The sequence below is a fragment of the Acetobacterium sp. genome, from assembly GCF_039830195.1.
Classification (GTDB): domain Bacteria; phylum Bacillota; class Clostridia; order Eubacteriales; family Eubacteriaceae; genus Acetobacterium.
On the sequence record NZ_JBDODG010000041.1, the window covers coordinates 15,026 to 35,372 of the forward strand.

Sequence of the window (20,347 nt, forward strand, 5' to 3'; positions counted from 1 at the left end):
TATATTTGAAAATATGAAAGTTTTATTTAATTACTTTCATTATTAGTATTATATCGTCTGCTTAATTAAGGCAAAGTTGGGTTAGCAGCGACGGCATAAAAAAAACTCCGCCTCAAAAGAGACGAAGTTTAAATTTCACTAAAATGGCAGGGGCAGAAGGATTTGAACCCTCGGCACGTGGTTTTGGAGACCACTGCTCTACCAACTGAGCTATACCCCTACAACAGCAACTACTATATTATAATTGCTGGTGCGGTACTTGTCAATAGTTATGTTTTGTTTTTTTGTATTTTCTTCATTGAACACAATGCAAGACTGCATTGCTTAGACTTTTAAGTCAATCTTATTTAAGTCAAGCAATTCGCGGTTAGATTCCAGGACCGGATTTACATCTTCGCTAATAAAATCATCAACTTGCTGGGGTGCCCGACCGACGTAAAGGATGGGATCCAGAAGGGCGTCGACATCTTCGGCTTTTAGATTAAACGACGGATCCTTCAGGATTCTGTCAATTAAATCATTGGGCTTCCCTTCGACTTTAACGGTATGACCCGCTTCCATAGACAGAACTCTGATTTTTTCATGAAGCTCCTGACGGTCGCCGCCCCGTTTGACCCCTTCCATAATAATGTTTTCAGTGACCATAAAGGGCAGTTCGGCGTTGATGTGCTGCAGGATAACCTTGGGATATACAACCAGGTTTTCAGATACGTTCATGGCAATCATCAAAATCGCATCGGTGGCTAAAAATCCTTCCGGAATACTGATCCGTTTGTTGGCCGAATCATCCAGGGTTCGTTCAAACCATTGCGCCGAGGCTGTCAAGGCCGGATTAAGAGAATTGACAATCACATAACGGGCCAGTGAACAAATTCGTTCGGATCGCATTGGATTTCGCTTGTATGCCATTGCTGATGAACCGATCTGATTTTTTTCAAACGGCTCTTCTACCTCTTTTAAATTCTGGAGCAACCGGATGTCGGTGGCAAATTTGGTCAGCGTCTGAGCAATACCGCTTAAGACGTTCAGTACCTGGGCATCAAATTTTCGCGAATAGGTCTGACCACTAACTGCAAATGATTTTTTGAACCCCATTTTTTCAGCAACCAGATCGTCCAGGCGCTTAACTTTTTGATGATCATTATCAAAAAGTTCCATAAAACTTGCCTGGGTGCCGGTGGTTCCTTTGACCCCCAGCAATTTGACATTATTGATGACGTGATCAAGATCGGCTAAATCCATTAACAAATCCTGAATCCATAAACACGCCCGTTTGCCAATGGTGGTTAATTGGGCCGGTTGAAAATGGGTGAAGCCTAATGTTGGTAAATCTTTATACTTAGCCGCAAAGACGGAAAGATGGTTTACCAGATTTATCAGTTGTTTGCGAACATGCAGTAATCCTTCAGTGTAGACAATGACATCAGTATTGTCACCAACATAGGCACTGGTTGCGCCGAGGTGGATAATGCCTTTGGCTTTGGGACATTGGGCGCCATAGGTGTGAACATGAGCCATCACATCATGGCGCAGTTCCTTTTCCTTTTTCGCAGCCAACACATAATCGATGTTGGTGATGTTTGCTTTAAGCTCAGCAATCTGCTCCTCGGTAATATTAAGACCCAATTCGCGCTCTGCTTCGGCCAGGGCCACCCATAACTTTCGCCAGTTTTGAAATTTGTTGTTCGCCGAGAAAATATGGAGTATTTCCTTTGATGAATAACGTTCAATTAGGGGGTTTTCATAATATGCTTTCATAGTTTATATTCTTCCTTTCACAATTAAATCACAGGTACGATAAGATCAGGATTCGTCGAATCCGTCACTCACTATTCCACTTCGTAGGTTTCATATAATCGAGTGATTTTACTCACCTTATTTTCAATTTCATCGATTGCCAGGATGATCCCATTGATTTGAACGTTGCCGGTGGCGGTCACAAAGCGACTGGGTCTTTTGGTCAGCATCGTATCCAGAATAATCTGGCGATCAACACCGATCACCCCATCAACCGGTCCGGTCATACCGATATCCGTGATATAGGCGGTTCCGCCTGCTAAGATGCGTTCATCGGCGGTTTGAACATGGGTATGGGTTCCATACACCGCGGTGGCCCAGCCATCCATAAAATAACCAAAGGCAATCTTTTCCGAGGTTGCTTCGGCGTGAAAATCAATGATCACCAGATCCGCAGATTCTTTTAATGCTTCCATTAACGGCACCATCGTATTAAAGGGGCAATTCAGGTTGGGCATAAAGATCTGGCCGGATAAATTGACAACGCAGATTTTTTTTGTGACCGCATTTTTTAATTCACAGTTAAAAAAATCATAACCCTTACCAGGACATGGCTCCGGATAATTCAGGGGCCGGATAATTTGCGGAAAGTCAGCAATTGTTTCCAATAATTCTTTTTGCTGCCAGACATGGTTGCCCATGGTAATGACATCGATTGGTAAATTTAGCAATTCCCTGGCATTCTTTGTTGAGAGGCCATTTCCGCCGGAAGCATTTTCGCCATTGACGATGGTAAAATCAATTTGATGTGTGGCGATTAAATCGGTTAGTTTTTCTTTTAAAATTTTTCGTCCGGGTCGGCCATAGACATCGCCCAGTATTAATATATTCATAAATTTTTCCTTCTACCGGCTTAATAAAACTGATTAAAAAAAGGGGAGATTATCTCCCCTTACTCTTGATGTGTCGACTATATCGATAAAGCAGTACCGACAATTGTTACATCATGTTGTACGCATCGGAGCGGACACGGCAAAGCCTGTCCGATTCCGCGGCGAACAACAGATTAACAATTGGTTGGTACGGTAGTTTATCGACAACTTCAGACTATTTAGCGTAGTCACTTGCTCTTGTTTCACGAATCAGATTAACCTTAATGTTTCCGGGATATTCCATTTCTGCTTCAATCTTCTTGGCAATATCACGTGACAATAAAATCATCTCGTCATCATTAACTTCGTTTGGTTTAACCATAATTCTTACTTCACGTCCAGCTTGAATCGCATATGATTTCTCAACGCCTTCAAACGACATGGCAATGGTTTCCAGTTCCTGTAATCGTTGGATATAAGAAACCAGGGTTTCTCTTCTGGCGCCAGGTCGTGCTGCTGAAATGGCATCTGCTGATTGAACAAGAACTGCTTCCATTGTTCGCGCTTCAACATCACCATGATGAGCTTCGACAGCGTGAATAACGTTTTTATTTTCTTTGTATTTCTTTAAAACATTGACTCCGATTTCAACATGGGGCCCTTCGACCTCATGATCAATAGCTTTTCCAATATCATGTAATAACCCTGCTCGTTTAGCGACCTTAATATTACCATCCAATTCCGCTGCCATAATGCCAGCCAGATGGGATACTTCAATGGAATGCTTTAATACATTTTGACCATAACTGGTTCTGTATTTCAGGCGTCCCAACAGCCTCACAATCTCAGGATGCAGGCCATGAATTCCAGTATCAAAACAAGCTTGTTCCCCAACTTCTTTGATATGGTTTTCGACTTCTTTTTGTGATTTTTTAACCATCTCTTCAATTCTGGCCGGATGGATACGACCATCAATGATAAGTTTTTCTAAGGATAGTCTGGCGACTTCCCGGCGAATGGGATCAAAACCGGAAAGAATAACTGCTTCTGGGGTGTCATCAATGATCAGGTCAATCCCCGTCAATGTTTCCAATGTACGGATATTTCGACCTTCCCGACCGATAATACGGCCCTTCATTTCGTCATTTGGCAAGTTGACAACGGTAATGGTTTGCTCTGCCACATGATCTGCGGCACAACGTTGAATGGATTGGGCGATCAGTTCTTTTGCTTTTTTATCAGCAACAGCTTTTGATTCAACCTCGATTTGGCGGATCATGATAGCCGCTTCTCGTCGCGTATCCTTACTGATGTCCTCAAGCAGAATTTCTTTTGCTTCGTCATAAGTAAGACCGGATATCCGTTCAAGTTCTTTTACCTGTTCGTCATACAAGCTATCCACTTTTTCTTTTTTCTTTTCAACTTCTTTCCCTCTCTTGGTGAGGGCTTCTTCGTTGCGTTCTAAATTTGTTAGTTTCTTCTCAAGATTTTCTTCTTTTTGAATAAGTCGATTCTCAAGTTTCTGAAGTTCGGCTCTGCGTTCGCGGTTATCTTTTTCAAGGGATTCTTTTAATTTCAAGGATTCTTCCTTGGCATCAAAGAGAATTTCCTTTTTTAAAGTTTCTCCTTCTTTAACGGCATCGTTCACAATTGTTGTAGCGGTCAATTCAGCATTCTTGATCTTACCTTCGGCAATATTCTTGCGTACAAAATAACCAATCACAAAAGCTGCGATGATACCAATGAATAAAATAATTGTTAGTATGTCTATAATTTTCACCTCCTTATAAACTATTTGCTATGTTTTTAATCTACTCATCATGATCTATATTTTATACTCTTTTGAAAATAGTGTCAAGAAACAAAGGTCGCTCAAAGGGGTTATTTTTAAGAATTAAAAAAAAGAACCTCGAAAAGGTTCTTTTTTGAATGGTTTTCCCGATTAATTCATTTTTTATTCAATGTCCTCATCATCCATCATGTTTTCTTCAATGTCTTCAGGTTCGGCAACAATCTTGCTTGCAGCATTCTTATCACGTATTTCTTTTTCGATGGCATTGGCAACTTCCGGATTGGCCATCAGATATTCTTTAGAATTATCGCGGCCTTGTCCCAGGCGTTGCTCCTTGTATGAAAACCATGAGCCCGACTTATCAACAATCCCGAAATCGACCCCCACATCCAGCAGATCGCCTTCTTTTGAAATCCCTTTGCCATACATGATGTCAAATTCAGCCTGCTTAAATGGCGGCGCAATTTTGTTTTTGACAATTTTCGCCCGGGTCCGGTTACCGATAATTTCAGTCCCCTTTTTCAGGGATTCAATTCGCCGGACATCAATTCGGACCGAGGCATAAAATTTAAGGGCTTTTCCGCCTGTTGTTGTTTCCGGATTACCAAACATGACCCCAATTTTTTCCCGCAACTGATTAATAAAAATCGTGGTGGTGTTTGATTTTTTAATCACCCCGGTCAGTTTTCGCAGGGCCTGTGACATCAAACGAGCCTGGAGACCCATGTGTGAATCACCCATCTCACCATCAATTTCGGCCCGGGGAACCAATGCCGCAACGGAGTCAATAACCACAACGTCAATGGCGTTACTTCTTACCAGAGCTTCAACAATTTCCATGGCCTGTTCACCGGTATCCGGTTGGGCCACCAGCAGATTATCAATGTCGACCCCCAATGCTTTTGCATAGGTCGGATCCAGTGCGTGTTCAGCATCAACAAAGGCTGCGTTTCCCCCAGCTTTTTGCGCTTCGGCAATAATATGCAGGGCGATTGTCGTTTTACCGGAAGATTCAGGCCCGTAGATTTCCACAACCCGGCCCCGGGGAACACCGCCAACGCCCAGCGCCATATCCAAACCGATGGATGAAGTCGAAATAACTTCCACATTCAATTTGGCGGCATCGTCGCCCAAACGCATCACGGCACCCTTGCCAAAACTTCTTTCAATATTCTTCAGAGCCGCATCCAAAGCTTTTTGTTTATCTGTTAATTCCTCATTATTTGGTTTCGTTTTTTCAGCCATTTGCAACCATCCTATTCTTTATTAGAACATTCGTTCTCGTTCTGTTTTATTATATCTATTTTATTTGGATTTGTCAACTATGGTTTTTCGAATCAGATGAAAGACTTTATTGGCCGTTTTTTGTTGGACAACTTTTCGGTCACCATTAAAGTGATATTGATAGACCTCGGTTTTTCCGTCAAAACAAACCCCGATATAGACAAGTCCCACCGGTTTTTCGGCACTGCCTCCATCGGGTCCGGCAATACCGGTAACTGAAACACTGAGCATCGCTTGCGAAATCTTTTGCAGGTTTTCACACATTTCTGTGGCTGTTTCGGCACTGACCGCTCCATATGTATCAAGAGTTTCTTTTTTTACCCCCAACAGATTGACTTTTGCTTCATTTGAATAGGTCACCAGGCCGGTTCCAAATACCTTGGAAATACCCGGGTATTCGGTCAGTTGGGAGGCAATTAAGCCGCCGGTGCAGGATTCAGCGGTAGCCAGGGTGATGTTTTCTGCCATTAATAATTTACATACTGTTTCCTGAAGGGATTCCTTTGAAAATGAAAAGATATTATCTTCAAAACGAGATAGCATAATCTCTTCATAGTGATCAAGCAAGGCGTTCATTTCATTTTCATCGTTGCCATTGGCAGTAATCCGTATCAGCACCTCGCCCATTTTGGCATAGGTGGCAATGGTTGGATTGACCTGGGTATCGATCAGATCCAGCAGCCGGTCTTCAGCCGCTGATTCACCAATGTCTGATAAATTATAATAGCGGGAAATCACCAGTTGGTTATTGTCCTGCTTTAAAATCGGTAAGACGGCTTCTTCAAAAACCCGGGTCATTTCTCGTGGTGGTCCCGGGAGCATAATAATCATCCGGCCTTGTTCTTTTAATAGGATCCCCGGAGCGGTGCCACAGGGATTAAATAAAATCTCGGCGGTTTCCGGGATGAAAGTCTGCTTAAGATTATTGGGGGTCATGGTGAATTCGCGGTTGGCAAAATATTGCAGCAAATCTTCTTTGGTTTTTTCATCCTGGATCAGCTTTTTTTTGAAGAGTTCCGCAATGACTTCTTTGGTTAGATCGTCCTGGGTGGGTCCCAGTCCACCGGTCGTAATAATCAGATCACTGCGGTTAAACGCAATTCTGACCGCTTCTTCTAAACGTTTTGGATTATCGCCAACGGTGGTGTGAAAATACACTGGAATACCTAAGAGGGACAACTCCCGGGATAAAAATTGGACATTGGTGTTGAGGGTATCGCCCACTAACAACTCCGTGCCGACAGAAATCAATTCACATTTCATTATATGTTTCCTTTCAAAGTCTTAACGGTTTTACGTACATCTAATAATTGCAGGTTACCCTTACATTGAACGGAATACTTTTTTGTTCAGGATCAGATAGTCAATTCCGGAATATAGGGTCAGAATGGTGGCAACATACATCATAATCGTCGCCGCCGGGATATTGATCAGTGAGAATGGCCAGTTGCCAAATAAAATCAGGATGATGGCAATCATTTGGGAAATCGTTTTTGCTTTCCCCCATTTACTGGCGGCAATGATAATCCCATCGGCAGCGGCCAATGAACGCAAGCCGGTGATGGCAAATTCCCGGGCAATGATAATAATAACCATCCAGGCCGGAACCGAGCCTAACTGGACAAAACAGATCAGTGCCGAACATACCAGCAATTTATCCGCCAGGGGATCCATGAACTTTCCAAAATCAGTAACCAGGTTGCGGCTTCGTGCCAGATAACCATCGAGACTGTCGGTTAACGAGGCGATAATAAACAAGGCGGCGGCAAGAGGCTGATGGTAGGGAAAATCGATCAGTAGCGCTGCAATGAAGAAAGGAATCATGACCATTCTGACAACGGTAATCTTATTTGGTAAATTCATTTTCAATATCTCCTATCAAATCATATTCTAAGGCATTGACTATTTTAACGGAATAAAAATTTCCGATTGTTAAGGGGGTATCGTAGCTATCGACAAAAACAGTTCCATCGATTTCTGGGGCATCACCATAAAAACGGCCAAAGTATGACTCTTCTTCAACGCCTTCGATCAGCACTGTCAGGGTTTTGCCGATAAAACGCTGTTTATTGGTATACGAAATAGTTTGCTGGGTGATCATAATTTCATTGTAGCGCTTTTCTTTTTCGTCTTCGGAAATTTGATTGTCAAATTCAGCGGCCGGGGTGTTTTCTTCCTGTGAATATTTAAATACCCCTAAATGATCAAAAGGCAACATTTTAATTTTTTTAATCAAGTCACTATGCTGCTCCGCGGTCTCACCCGGAAACCCGGTGATGATTGAGGTTCGCAGCACTGCGTCCGGCAGATTCGTACGGATCTTGTGAATCAGATCGCTGATTTGCGCAAAACTCATCTTTCGGCCCATCCGTTTTAAAACCGTGTCATTCAGATGCTGCAGCGGAATGTCGAAGTATTGGCAGATCGCCGGATATCGTTTGACAACGGCCAGCAATTTATCGGTGATACCTTCCGGGTAAAGATACATCATCCGGATCCAGGTGAAATCAAACTCCGTGGCAATTTTTTCCAGCAGCGCGGGCAGGTCTAAACCTTCATCCAGATCGCTGCCATAGGGTGCGATGTCCTGTCCGATCAGAACAATTTCTTTGATCCCTTTTTGCTGAAGGACGCGCAGTTCATTAAAAATCTCCTGGCTGTGGCGGCTACGGTATTTACCCCTGATCTTGGGGATCACGCAATAGGTACAGCCGTGGTCGCAACCCTCACTGATGCGGACAAAGGTCGACACCGTACCGGCCGGGATATAGCGCCGGGCTTCGATGATGGCTTTATCAATGTCGCCGAAAAACTGCTGCTCATTCCTTTTTTCATCGTCACCGATCTGATCCGGCTGATCCGAATCAGACTTGGTTTCCAGAGCAGTGATTAAATCGAGAATATTGTCGAAATGACCAACCCCTAAAAATCCGTCGACTTCGGGTATTTCTGCCGCCAACTCCTGATGGTATCGCTCGGCCATGCAGCCGGCAACAATCAGCAGTTGACATGATCCCGAATTTTTATACTCAACGTATTCCAGGATGTAATCGATCGATTGCTCTTTTGCCGATTGGATAAAACAACAGGTATTGACAATAATAATTTCGGCCGCTTGGGGATCGTCGATAATATCATAATTTTTTTCTTCAATTAAACCCAGCATCATTTCTGAGTCAATGGTATTTTTATCACATCCCAAAGTCGTCATGTGAAGTGTCTTCATATTTACCTACTCTCTTTTCTTAAATTCATCTTCTGTAATTAGAATTTGCCGGGGTTTGCTGCCGTTGGGACCGGAAATAATGCCCCGTTCCTCAAGATCATCAATAATTCGACCGGCCCGGGCGTAACCAACCTGCAATTTCCGCTGGAGCATCGAGGTTGATAGCTGATTGTATTCAAAGGCGATATTGAGGGCATCTTCCAGCAGGACGTCCCCTACCCGACTTTGTGTTTTTTCCTCAGGTTCCTGGGAAATGGCTTCTTCGATCGAAGCATCATACTGCATCCCCTTTTTTATCTTGACGGCATCAATAACCGCATTGATCTCCGCATCGGATACATAGGTACATTGTACCCGAGTCGGTTTCGATTGTCCAACCGGATAGTACAGCATATCCCCTTTTCCAAGCAGTTTTTCAGCCCCGCCGGTATCAAGAATTGTCCGGGAATCGGTGTTTGATGCCACCGCAAAGGCAATCCGCGAGGGAATATTGGCTTTGATCAAACCGGTGATAACATCCACCGAAGGTCGTTGGGTGGCGATGATCAGATGGATCCCGCAGGCTCTGGCCAGTTGGGCGATCCGGCAGATGGCGTTCTCACATTCTTTTGGTGAGGTGATCATCAGGTCGGCCAACTCATCGATGACAATCACAATCCGCGGCAGTTTCTTTGTGCCCGCTTTGATCATCTGTTCGTTGTACCCCTCAATATCCCGTACCCCGGCTTCTTTGAAGAGCATATAACGATCAGTCATTTCTTTTAAACCCCAGTTGAGGGCGTATGCGGCCTTTTTAGGGTCCGTCACCACCGGAATCAGTAGATGTGGAATGGCGTTGTACTGATTCAGTTCCACCATTTTGGGATCGATCATAATAAACCGTAATTCTTCCGGCGATGACTTAAAGATCAGACTGACAATGATGCTGTTGATGCAGACACTTTTACCGGATCCGGTCGACCCGGCAATCAGCACATGGGGCATTTTGCCGATGTCGCCAATGACATTTTCGCCTGAAAGGGTTTTACCCAGGGCGAAGGTCAAGGGACTCTTGCTGTTAATAAATTGTGGCGTTTCAATAATTTCCCGGAGTCCGACAATTTCCGAAATATCGTTCGGTACTTCAATACCAACCGCCGCTTTCCCGGGAATCGGCGCTTCTATGCGGATATCGGAGGTGGCCAGACTGAGGGCTAAATCGCTGGACAGATTAACAAATTTATTGACCTTGACCCCCGGATCAAGCTGTAATTCAAAACGGGTAATGCTGGGCCCAACATTGACCTCGACGATTTTAGCTTTGACTCCAAAATTCTTCAAGGTCTCCTCGATGATCTTCGCTTTTTTAATGACATCATCTTTTTTAGATTTCTTTTTAATGGCCGGCGGGTTTAAAAGATCTAAGGAAGGAAAACTATATTCTGCCACTGCTGTTTCTAAACTGACGGCTGATAAGTCTAAAACCTTTGTTTCATCATCAGCCTTTATGGCTTTATTTAGCTCTTTATTAGCATCCTTTTTAGGGGATCCGAAATCGTCGAAATTGGGCGGCTTCAGGAAATTTTCATGAATCTTCATGGGCGTTTCCGGTTCATCTGCATCTTCTTCGATAAAACCAAAGGGATCCTGTTTGGTTTTCTTTTTTGCCGGCGGGATGACCCCCGTTACCGGTTCAAATAAAGGTTTGTCAGAACCCTGATGGGGTTGATTCGACTCATTGATCTGATAGGGTTCAAACAATGGTGCATTGTCATCATAATCGCCAACCACCGGGATCAATGTGGTTTCCGAGGTGCGTTCCTTAGTCGCTTTAACTTCTTGTTTGATCCGCTGTTTGTCCCGGATCACGTCAATCCGATCTTTCAGGCGATCTTTAAGTTGCGGTGCGTTTTCGTTTTTTTCTTTGATTTGGTTCAGATATTTTTTAAGCCGGTTTCTGAAAATAAAAATTAAAATAATTGCCGAACTTACCATCACCAGCAGCAGCGTGCCTTTGACAGCAAATAGCTTAATAAACAGCACTGCCAGCAGGATCCCGATAATACCGCCATATTGGCCGTACTGGGCTAAACTGAACAGCTCGGGGATGCTATAGTCCATCAGATTTGGGGCATTAACAGTAAAGCCAATCATCATGTTGACAAACAATAAAAAGACTAACGCAAATGTTGTCGCCCAATCCTCAATTTTATTCAGACACAGCACTACCCCAAGGGCAACAATGTAAAGTGACATAAAAATAGTGAGTGCACCGAAACAATAGCTGAAGGCCAGACTGACAAAATTACCCACCATCCCGGCATTAAAGTCGATATAGGCATAAATCGAAAAGATTCCCAAAATAATTAAGAAGATCCCGATGGCCATATTACTGATCGAAAATCGCTTTGCCGTTTTGGGGGCAGGTTTCTTTTTAGCTTTACGTTTATTTGATTTGTTCTGATTTGGTTTTTTTGTGGTGTTTTTAGTTGTTGCCATTATGCTCCTCGAATTTACATTAATCGAATTTATATTAACTGATTACTTATGATCTATTAATAAAAGATATGATAAAAGGTGCAGGTAAACCTGCACCTTGATGATTGTGTTATAAAGATAAGATTGGAAAGCGGTGCAGCAATCAATGAAGGTTCATGACTTTAGCTAACTTTTAATTATCTGCAGCGGATTATTTACCGGAATGGCCAAAGCCGCCATCGCCACGTTCGCTACTTGTCAATTCGTCCGCGCTGAGCACTTCAACAAAATCGGCCTTGACATACTCAGCGAAAACCATTTGAGCGATCCGCTCGCCCGGTTCCAGCTGATAAGGTTTATCCAATAAGTTTATCAGAATTATCTTAATTTCGCCACGGTAATCGGCATCAATGGTGCCAACTCCGTTGACCAGGGACAACCCATGTTTTAGTGCCAATCCGCTGCGGGCGCGAATTTGGGCTTCAACGCCAATCGGCATTTCTAAAAAAATACCGGTGGGGATCTGGTAAACCTTATGGGGCATGATGATCATTTTCGCTTCAAGATTCGCTCGCAAATCCACGCCAGCAGAACCAATGGTCTGATATTCTGGCAACGGAAACTGCGACTGGTTAAGTATTTTTATCGAATAATTCTTGATCATTATTATTCCTTTGGTAGCATTGCTTTTCGGGAAAGATTGATACGGCCCTGTGCGTCAATTTCCATAACCTTAACGGTTACTTCATCTCCGATTTTAACCACGTCTTCAACAGCATTGACGCGTTCATTGGCTAATTTAGAAATATGAACTAAACCATCCTTACCGCCTGGCAGGGAGACAAAGGCGCCAAAATTCATGATTCGGACAACCTTACCGGTTAATACTTCGCCAACTTCAACTTCTCTGACGATGTTCTCGATAATTTCCTTGGCTCGGTTACCGGATTCGGTATCCACAGATGCAATGAAAATTCGGCCATCATCTTCGATATCAATTTTAACTCCGGTGTCATCAATAATCTTGTTAATGACCTTGCCGCCAGAACCGATGACGTCGCGGATTTTATCCGGTTTGATCTGGAAAATAATGATTCGTGGGGCATATGGTGATAAATCTTTGCGGGACTCGGCAATTTCTGCATTCATAATGCCAAGAATATGCAGTCGGCCAATGCGGGCCTGTTCCAGCGCTTCGGTCAGGATCTGTTTGTTGATGCCATCAATTTTGATGTCCATCTGGATGGCCGTGATACCATCAGCAGTTCCGGCAACCTTGAAGTCCATGTCACCAAGGAAATCTTCCATGCCCTGAATATCGGAAAGAATTGCCAGCTTATCATCTTCTTTTATCAAACCCATGGCAATACCGGCAACAGGCGCTTTTATAGGCACCCCGGCAGCCATTAATGACAGCGAGCTGCCACAGACGCTGGCCTGGGAGGTTGAACCATTAGAACTTAATACTTCCGAAACGACCCGAATGGCATATGGGAATACGTCTTCGGATGGCAGCACCGGAATCAGCGCCCGTTCAGCCAAAGCACCATGTCCGATTTCACGACGGCCGGGGCCCCGTGATGGTCGGGCTTCGCCGACACTGTAAGAGGGGAAGTTATAGTGGTGAATATAGCGTTTGGAGTCTTCATTTGATAAACCATCCAGTTTCTGCACATCACCGAGAACACCCAGCGTTACAACCGAAAGGACCTGGGTTTCACCACGGGTAAATAATCCGGAACCATGGGGTCTTTCCAAAAAGTCGATTTTGGCTGTAATCTGACGGATTTCATCCATTTTGCGATTATCCGGACGAATCCGGTCTTCCAGAATCATGCGACGAATTTCTTTTTTTACTAAAGAATTAAGCACTTCATCGATTTCGTTGCCCTGGTTGGGATATGTTTCAGAAAAATGTTCTCTGACAAGGTTTTTAGTTGCTTCAATATTGTCCAGTCGTTCCAGTTTGTCAGCAGTTTTTACAGCTGTTGATAATTGATCGCCTAAGAAAGCGATAATTTCGGCTTTAATTTCTTCAGCTGGGGTGAACAGCGTATAAACCTGTTTTTCTTTTCCGACAACCGCAATAATTTCTTCCTGGAAAGCGACGATTTTCTTAATTTCTTCATGAGCCAGCAGGATCGCTTCCAGCATCAGCGCTTCGGATACTTCGTTGGCACCGGCTTCCACCATCATGATGGCATCTTTAGTTCCGGAGACAACCAGGTTCAGATCACTGATTTCGCGCTCAGCTTCATTAGGATTGATGACATACTGGCCATCGACATAACCAACGGCCACAGCTCCGGTGGGGCCATTGAAAGGAATGTCAGAAATAGACAGGGCAATCGATGAACCAATCATCGCCGCAATTTCAGGAGCATTATCCTGGTCGACAGACATCACAGTGGCAACAACCTGAACGTCATTTCGGAAGCCTTTAGGAAAAAGAGGTCGGATCGGTCGATCCATCAGTCGGGAGTTCAGGATCGCCCGTTCAGTCGGTCGGCCTTCACGCTTAATAAAACCACCGGGAAATTTCCCGACTGAGTATTGTTTTTCTTCATAGTCACAGCTTAATGGGAAAAAATCCATGCCTTCGCGCGGCTTTTTAGAAGCTGAAGCGACTGCTAAAATTTCTGTTTTGCCATATCTGATCATCGCTGCACCTTTTGCAAGTTGTGCAACTTCGCCAATTTCCACCCGGAAAGGACGTCCCGCAATTTGAGTTTCAAAAATATTCATACTTTTCTCGCTTTCTATTATAATTCGCCAGTAGTGGTGTTTTTGTCCACCGTCTGGATTGAAGACCGCAATCATCAGGGTTAGCTGCCACATTTTGATTGATGACCTTCAGGTAAAAAAAAAGGGCGGAATACTCCGCCCCAAATTATTTTCTTAAGCCTAATCTTTGGATTAGTTCACGATATCGATTGATATCTTTGTTTTTCAGATAAGTTAATAATCGTCTTCGCTGTCCAACCAGTTTCAGCAGACCGCGTCGTGAGTGATGATCTTTTTTATGGATTTGAAGATGTCCATTAAGATCATTAATTCGTGCTGTTAATAAGGCAATTTGTACTTCTGGTGAACCAGTGTCACCTTCGTGTGTTTTGTAGTCTTCGACTACCTGTGCTTTTAATTCTTTACTAATCATTTAAAATCTCCTTGTTTTTTAATTTAGCCATAGACCGAGTATTTTGTTGGAGTGTCAAAAAACTAAGTGAATGGTAATAACTTAATGAGTATATCATAAACATTTATCGTTGTAAATGTATTATTCAATAAAATCTTTTCTGATCTGGTCAATATCCATTTTAATTTGACTGATTAAATCATCGATGGAATCAAATTTTATCTCATCTCTGATTTTTTTCTTGAATTCAATGGTGATTTCCTGATTGTAAATATCCTCGTCAAAATCGTAGATATAGGTTTCAATACTGAAAGGATGTTTTTCAAAAGTCGGGTTAAATCCCAAATTCGTCAGTCCGTTTAAACATTTTCCCCGATAATGAACGTGGGTATAGTAAACGCCGGTATTCGGCAGGATTATTTTTTTATCCAGTTTTATATTGGCGGTGGGAATGCCAAACTGGTGACCCAGTCCCTTCCCTTGAACAACAACGCCACTTAAGGCATAATCGCGGCCCAGAAAAGTCTTGACCTCATCCACCTGACCGCAGCTGATCAGTTCGCGAATAAAGGTTGAGCTGACGGAATGGGTATTGATGATAAATGGCGGCAGTATTGCAACTTCAAAGCCATATTTCTTTCCCAGTTCTTTTAATGTGTCGGTTGTCCCCGCCCCCTTATAACCAAAATTATAATTAAAACCGACAACAACGACTTTGGCATTATATTTTTTTAGCAGATAGTCGGTGATAAATTTTTCCGGGGTTAATTTCATCAGCTTTTCGGTGAACGGATTCAAGAACACAAAATCAACGCCATACTCCCGTATCATTGCTTCCTTTTCTGCGTTGGAAGTAATCAGCCAGGGCGTATAATTAGGAAAGATTAATTCCAACGGGTGCTCTTTAAAGGTCATAACCCCCGTTTTACAGTTTAAACGCTGGCCGATTTTTTTAGTTTCTTCGAGCAACGCCCGGTGTCCCAGATGAACCCCGTCAAAAAAGCCGAGTGCTAAAACAATTTCTTCTCCGTGATATGTATTTGTTGTCATTGTTCACCTCACAGTAGTTTTGTCGGTTTAATATAGTTTCCTTCTTCGTTCTGAACATATCTGCCCATCCCAATCAGTTGATCGCCATCGTATAGGCGCAGGGTTTCTCCCAGCTGAAAATTTTCCAGTGATTCTTGGATATTCCATTGAAACAGCTTATTTCCATTGAGTAAAAACTTGCGTCCCTGCTCAGTTGCCCGTACGCATGGATAACGGTCAAGCGAATACTCCAATGGGTAGAAAAGCGGTGTATTCGGGTTCTGGGTGACGATTGTATCAATCTCAGCCAGGGTTAAAGCGTCGTCAATGCTGAAGCTGCCAACGCGATGTCGGATCAGGTTTCCCATGCATCCCAACGTCCCCAGGGCACTTCCGATATCACGACACAGTGAGCGAATATAGGTTCCCTTAGAACAGGTTACCATGATTTTAGCTTTTTGGGTTTCTTCACAAAATTCCAGCAGACTGATCCCGGCAACATGAACGTCCCGTTCCGGTATCTCCACTGTTTCGCCGTTTCTGGCGTAGTGATATAGTTTTTTTCCATTCACCCGAATAGCTGAATAGATCGGTGGTCGCTGCTGGATATCACCGATAAACTGGGCCAAGATACTTTCAAAAGCGTCGCGGCCGATCCGCTGATCGCTTTCTCTGATAACCACCCCCGATACATCGCAGGTATCCGTTTCCCGCCCGAGGATGACTTCCGCTTCATAGACCTTTTCATGGTCCGTAATATATTCAACCATTTTTGTCGCCTGGCCAACACATAAAACAAGAACGCCCTGGGCATCTGGATCCAGCGTTCCGGTATGACCGATTTTCTTGGTTTTCAGTATTTTTCGGGCTTTAAATACTACATCATGGGAAGTCATACCCTTTTCTTTGTAGACATTGAGATAGCCATTTAAGCCATTAGCATTTTCCATTTTGACTTTCATAAACCTCCATTAAATCACGTTTAAGTTCATTAATATCACCAGAAAAATTAAAGCCCGCCGCCCGCTCGTGTCCGCCACCACCATATTTTAAGGCAATTTCATGGATGTCAAAGGGATATTTGGCCCGTAGAGATACCCGATAGTCACCTGGTTCAACTTCCTTAAGAAAAGCTGTGATGGCAACGCCCGTGGTATTTTGACCCAGATTAGCCACGTCATCGGTGATGTTAATAGCGCCACCAAACTTATTGATAGTCTGATGATCAAGGATCATCAGAGCAATTGGGAGGCTATCGAGTATTTCCAGTGAATGAATTGCTTCGCCCGTCATTTTCATTTGAGCGATGGTCTTTTGCGTGTGAAGTCTTTTTGAGAGATGTGCAAAATCGGATTTGATGGTGTATAATTGGCTGGCTATATAGTGGGTCTCGAAGGTGACATTAGAAAATTGAAAACTGCCGGTATCGGTCGTGATTCCCGTAAAAATGGCATCGGCCATTTCTTCATCGATTCCGACGCCCAAGGCCCGCAGGACTCTAAAAACAATTTCAGCCGTTGCTCCGGTTATTTCCACAAAGTTAAGATCACCATAAGAAGCATTGCTTTTATGATGATCGAGAACTAATTTTATTTTTGCCGCTGGCATTTCAGCCGGTGAAAATGCAAAACTGCTCGTGGAACAGTCCAGATAAACAATGACATCGTAGCAATCACTTAGTCGTTGATTAAAAAACTGAACCTCATTGAAAAACACTAGTTTGTCTTCAAGCGGCAGGTCGATGTAATAATCAACGGTTTTGTTCAGCCGTTTCAAACCCTTGCCCAAAGCCACTGCCGAACCAATTGCGTCGCCATCCGGTTTTTGATGAAGTAGAATCAAAAACCGTTGATTGTTATGAAAGCAATTTAATATTTCATCAGGAATCTTCTTCATTCTGATCCTTCAATTCTTTATCGTCTTTTAAACTTTTTAAAATTGATTCGATGTGCATGCCGTATTCAATCGAGTTGTCAATTTCAAAGATCAGCGCCGGCACTGAATGAACCGTGATGACCTGACCCAGGCTGGATCTTAAAAAACTCTTGGCATTATTCAATAATTCAAGGACCACTTTTTTCTGATGATCATCACCAAAAATACTGACATAGACGGTCGCTGTCTTTAAGTCCGGAGCCGCTTTGACCCTGGTAATACTGACATTGCTGTCCTTGATACGGCTGTCTTTCATTTTGTGAATAATGATTAAACTTAATTCTCTTTGGATTAAACCATTAATTTTTTCATTTCGATGAGATGCCATTTTGTTTATCTCCTTCGTCGGAAAGATAGGCTTGCGCTTATCTTTCGATTTTTTCCATGGTAAATGCTTCGATGTTATCGCCAACTTTTAAATCGTTGTATTTTTCGATACCGATTCCACATTCATAGCCGGTATTTACTTCTTTGACGTCATCTTTGAAACGGCGCAAAGAGGCAATTTTTCCTTCCAGGATTACGATGCCATCGCGAATAATACGGACATCATCATTCCGGTTGATTTTTCCTTCGGTGATATAACAACCAGCGATGGTACCAATACTGGGGATTTTAAATACTTCCCGAATTTCAGCATTACCCATGACTTTTTCCCGGAATTCTGGTGCCAGCATGCCTTCCATGGCTTTTTTAATATCTTCAACGGCGTCGTAAATGACCCGATAGAGGCGAATATCCACTTCTTCGGTTTCCGCCAGCTTGACAGCATTTTTATCCGGTCTGACATTAAAACCAATCACGATTGCATTTGAAGTAGATGCCAGTAAGACATCTGTTTCATTGATGGCGCCAACAGCTCCGTGGATAATATTAATCCGAACTGCTTCATTATCCAGTTTTTCCAGGGATTGTTTAATCGCTTCGATAGAGCCCTGAACATCTGCTTTGATAATAATATTGACATCCTGAATATTGCCATCCTGAATCTGGCTAAACAGATCATCAAGGGAAACATTAGAACGTCGTTGACGCTCGCCTTTTTGCATTTCTTTTCTTTTTTCCGCTAATTGTCGGGCTTCTTTTTCATTTTCAAGCACGATGAAATCGTCCCCTGCCGCAGGAATATCAGAAAGTCCCGAAATTTCTACTGGAGTCGATGGACCAGCCTTCTTCAGTCGTTTTCCCTTATCATCAATCATGGTCCGGATTTTACCGTAGGTCGTTCCTGAGATAATAGAATCCCCGACATGCAAGGTTCCTTGCTGAACGAGTAAGGTCGCAACTGATCCTTTACCGCGTTTTATCTGTGATTCAATAACGCTTCCGCGGGCTTCACGGCCGGGATCAGCAGTCAACTCTTCCATCTCCGACATCATGATGATCATTTCCAGCAGCGATTCGATCCCTTCACCGGTTTTTGCTGAGACATTAACGGCAATCGTTTCGCCGCCCCATTCTTCAACAACAAGGTTGTACTTAGTCAACTCCTGCTTAACACGTTCGGGATCTGCACCTGGTTTATCAATTTTATTGATCGCCACCAGAATCGGAACACCCGCCGCTTTAGCATGATTGATGGCTTCCACGGTTTGCGGCATAACGCCATCATCGGCAGCTACAACCAGAACGGCAATATCAGTGATTTGCGCACCACGGGAACGCATGGCAGTAAACGCTTCATGACCCGGGGTATCGATCACTGTAATCGCATGGTTTTTGATATTAACAGTATAGGCACCAATATGCTGGGTGATACCGCCTGCTTCACCGGCAATAACATTTGCTTTACGAATGCGGTCAAGGAGTGAGGTTTTACCATGATCGACATGTCCCATGACAGTTACAACCGGAGGACGAGGGATTTCGTTTTCGCTTTCTTCTTCATCATATTCTTCCAAAATTTTTGAAACAACATCTTCAATTTTAATCGCTTCGACTTCAAAGCCCAGTTCAGACGCAACGATGGCCGCCGTTTCGAAATCAATCTCCTGGTTAATACTCACCATGGTGCCGGCTAGCATCAGGGTTTTAATAACTTCGGTAGCGCTAATTTCGAGAACATCAGCCAATTCGCCAACAGTTAAAATCTCAGGTATTTCAAAGGTCTGGTTTAGTTGAACAGACTTCTTTTTTTCATCTTTGATTCGTTTATAGACACTTCTGGCGGTCTTTTCTTTTTTACTGTGATCTCTGACCTTTGGCTGCTGACCCTGGTTGCCAGAAACGGGTCGTTTTTTATCATCTGCTTTTTTCGGCACATTGCCCCCTGTATTTTGTTGATTTTTTTGTGGTGGTCTTGCTGTTTTTTTTGTATCTGAACTTGGTTTTGGGGCAACTTGACTTGGCTTAGTGGTTGCAGTTTCTTTGACCGTTTCTTTTTTCTTTTCTGCTACCAGATCGGCCTGATACTTTTCTTTATCGAATTTATTTTCAAATTCTGAAATCTGTTGATCAGTCAGGGCGCTCATATGGTTTTTTACAGGAATATTGTACTTATTTAAAATGGCTACGAAATCTTTGCTGGGAATATCATATTTTTTAGCAAAATCGTATACTCTTAATTTAGACATATTATTCCTCCCTTCAATATTTTATTATTTCATTTGTTTTTTCTCTGACAGTTGCTGACGAACAATCTCGACAACATCACTTTCTACTTTTCTTTTAAATGCTCGTTCCAGGTAATTTTTATTCAGGAATTGATCCACACAGGCATCAGACTTGCATACATAGGCACCGCGTCCATTTGCTTTTCCAGTGGGATCAAAAAAAATTTCGCCAGATTTGTCTGATACAATCCTAAATAAGTCTCGTTTATCAAATTTTGAATGGCATATAACACAGGTTCGCTGTGGAATTTTTTTCATTGTACCTCC

General features: G+C 43.1%; 17 protein-coding genes and 1 tRNA gene. All 18 read right to left on the reverse strand.

Annotated elements, in window-relative coordinates:
- Window positions 1-144 precede the first annotated feature (144 nt).
- Window positions 145-220: transfer RNA gene (locus ABGU93_RS12775), tRNA-Trp, on the reverse strand.
- A gap of 104 nt (window positions 221-324) precedes the next feature.
- A complete protein-coding gene (gene purB, locus ABGU93_RS12780) occupies window positions 325-1,758 on the reverse strand; it encodes an adenylosuccinate lyase (protein ID WP_347413829.1) in 1,434 nt (477 codons plus the stop codon).
- A gap of 71 nt (window positions 1,759-1,829) precedes the next feature.
- Complete coding sequence (locus ABGU93_RS12785) at window positions 1,830-2,630, reverse strand: TIGR00282 family metallophosphoesterase (RefSeq protein WP_347413830.1); 801 nt, start codon at window positions 2,628-2,630, stop codon at window positions 1,830-1,832.
- 214 nt (window positions 2,631-2,844) lie between these two features.
- Window positions 2,845-4,389 (reverse strand): ribonuclease Y, encoded by a 1,545-nt coding sequence (gene rny / locus ABGU93_RS12790; protein ID WP_347413831.1) that lies wholly within the window; start codon window positions 4,387-4,389, stop codon window positions 2,845-2,847.
- A 174-nt stretch (window positions 4,390-4,563) separates the two neighbouring features.
- Window positions 4,564-5,646: a recombinase RecA gene (recA, locus tag ABGU93_RS12795; RefSeq protein ID WP_347413832.1), complete on the reverse strand. Its 1,083-nt coding sequence runs from the start codon at window positions 5,644-5,646 to the stop codon at window positions 4,564-4,566.
- 60 nt (window positions 5,647-5,706) lie between these two features.
- Complete coding sequence (locus ABGU93_RS12800; protein WP_347413833.1) at window positions 5,707-6,948, reverse strand: competence/damage-inducible protein A; 1,242 nt, start codon at window positions 6,946-6,948, stop codon at window positions 5,707-5,709.
- Between the two features lie 60 nt (window positions 6,949-7,008).
- Window positions 7,009-7,548: a CDP-diacylglycerol--glycerol-3-phosphate 3-phosphatidyltransferase gene (pgsA, locus tag ABGU93_RS12805; protein ID WP_347413834.1), complete on the reverse strand. Its 540-nt coding sequence runs from the start codon at window positions 7,546-7,548 to the stop codon at window positions 7,009-7,011.
- Window positions 7,532-8,911, reverse strand: coding sequence for a 30S ribosomal protein S12 methylthiotransferase RimO (gene rimO, locus ABGU93_RS12810; protein ID WP_347413835.1), 1,380 nt, complete (start codon window positions 8,909-8,911; stop codon window positions 7,532-7,534). The genes pgsA and rimO overlap by 17 nt, the downstream gene beginning before the upstream one ends.
- 6 nt (window positions 8,912-8,917) lie before the next feature.
- Window positions 8,918-11,389, reverse strand: coding sequence for a DNA translocase FtsK (locus tag ABGU93_RS12815; RefSeq protein ID WP_347413836.1), 2,472 nt, complete (start codon window positions 11,387-11,389; stop codon window positions 8,918-8,920).
- 190 nt (window positions 11,390-11,579) lie between these two features.
- Window positions 11,580-12,032 (reverse strand): dUTP diphosphatase, encoded by a 453-nt coding sequence (gene dut / locus ABGU93_RS12820; protein ID WP_347413837.1) that lies wholly within the window; start codon window positions 12,030-12,032, stop codon window positions 11,580-11,582.
- A gap of 2 nt (window positions 12,033-12,034) precedes the next feature.
- Window positions 12,035-14,113 carry a polyribonucleotide nucleotidyltransferase gene (locus ABGU93_RS12825; protein ID WP_347413907.1) on the reverse strand — a complete coding sequence of 693 codons (2,079 nt, stop codon included), beginning with the start codon at window positions 14,111-14,113 and terminating at the stop codon, window positions 12,035-12,037.
- 145 nt (window positions 14,114-14,258) lie between these two features.
- The gene (gene rpsO, locus ABGU93_RS12830) at window positions 14,259-14,525 is read right to left on the reverse strand and encodes a 30S ribosomal protein S15 (RefSeq protein WP_026393168.1); all 267 of its coding nucleotides are present in this window, start codon (window positions 14,523-14,525) and stop codon (window positions 14,259-14,261) included.
- 120 nt (window positions 14,526-14,645) lie between these two features.
- Window positions 14,646-15,554 (reverse strand): bifunctional riboflavin kinase/FAD synthetase, encoded by a 909-nt coding sequence (locus ABGU93_RS12835; protein ID WP_347413838.1) that lies wholly within the window; start codon window positions 15,552-15,554, stop codon window positions 14,646-14,648.
- Between the two features lie 8 nt (window positions 15,555-15,562).
- Entirely contained in the window at window positions 15,563-16,495 is a 933-nt protein-coding gene (truB, locus tag ABGU93_RS12840) for a tRNA pseudouridine(55) synthase TruB (RefSeq protein WP_347413839.1), read from the reverse strand.
- Window positions 16,470-17,429: a bifunctional oligoribonuclease/PAP phosphatase NrnA gene (locus ABGU93_RS12845; RefSeq protein WP_347413840.1), complete on the reverse strand. Its 960-nt coding sequence runs from the start codon at window positions 17,427-17,429 to the stop codon at window positions 16,470-16,472. Before ABGU93_RS12845 ends, truB begins: the two co-directional genes overlap by 26 nt.
- Entirely contained in the window at window positions 17,413-17,796 is a 384-nt protein-coding gene (gene rbfA / locus ABGU93_RS12850) for a 30S ribosome-binding factor RbfA (RefSeq protein ID WP_026393164.1), read from the reverse strand. The genes ABGU93_RS12845 and rbfA overlap by 17 nt, the downstream gene beginning before the upstream one ends.
- Before the next feature lie 37 nt (window positions 17,797-17,833).
- Window positions 17,834-20,041 carry a translation initiation factor IF-2 gene (gene infB / locus ABGU93_RS12855; RefSeq protein WP_347413841.1) on the reverse strand — a complete coding sequence of 736 codons (2,208 nt, stop codon included), beginning with the start codon at window positions 20,039-20,041 and terminating at the stop codon, window positions 17,834-17,836.
- Window positions 20,042-20,065: 24 nt separating this feature from the next.
- A complete protein-coding gene (locus ABGU93_RS12860; protein WP_347413842.1) occupies window positions 20,066-20,338 on the reverse strand; it encodes a YlxR family protein in 273 nt (90 codons plus the stop codon).
- Window positions 20,339-20,347 lie beyond the last annotated feature (9 nt).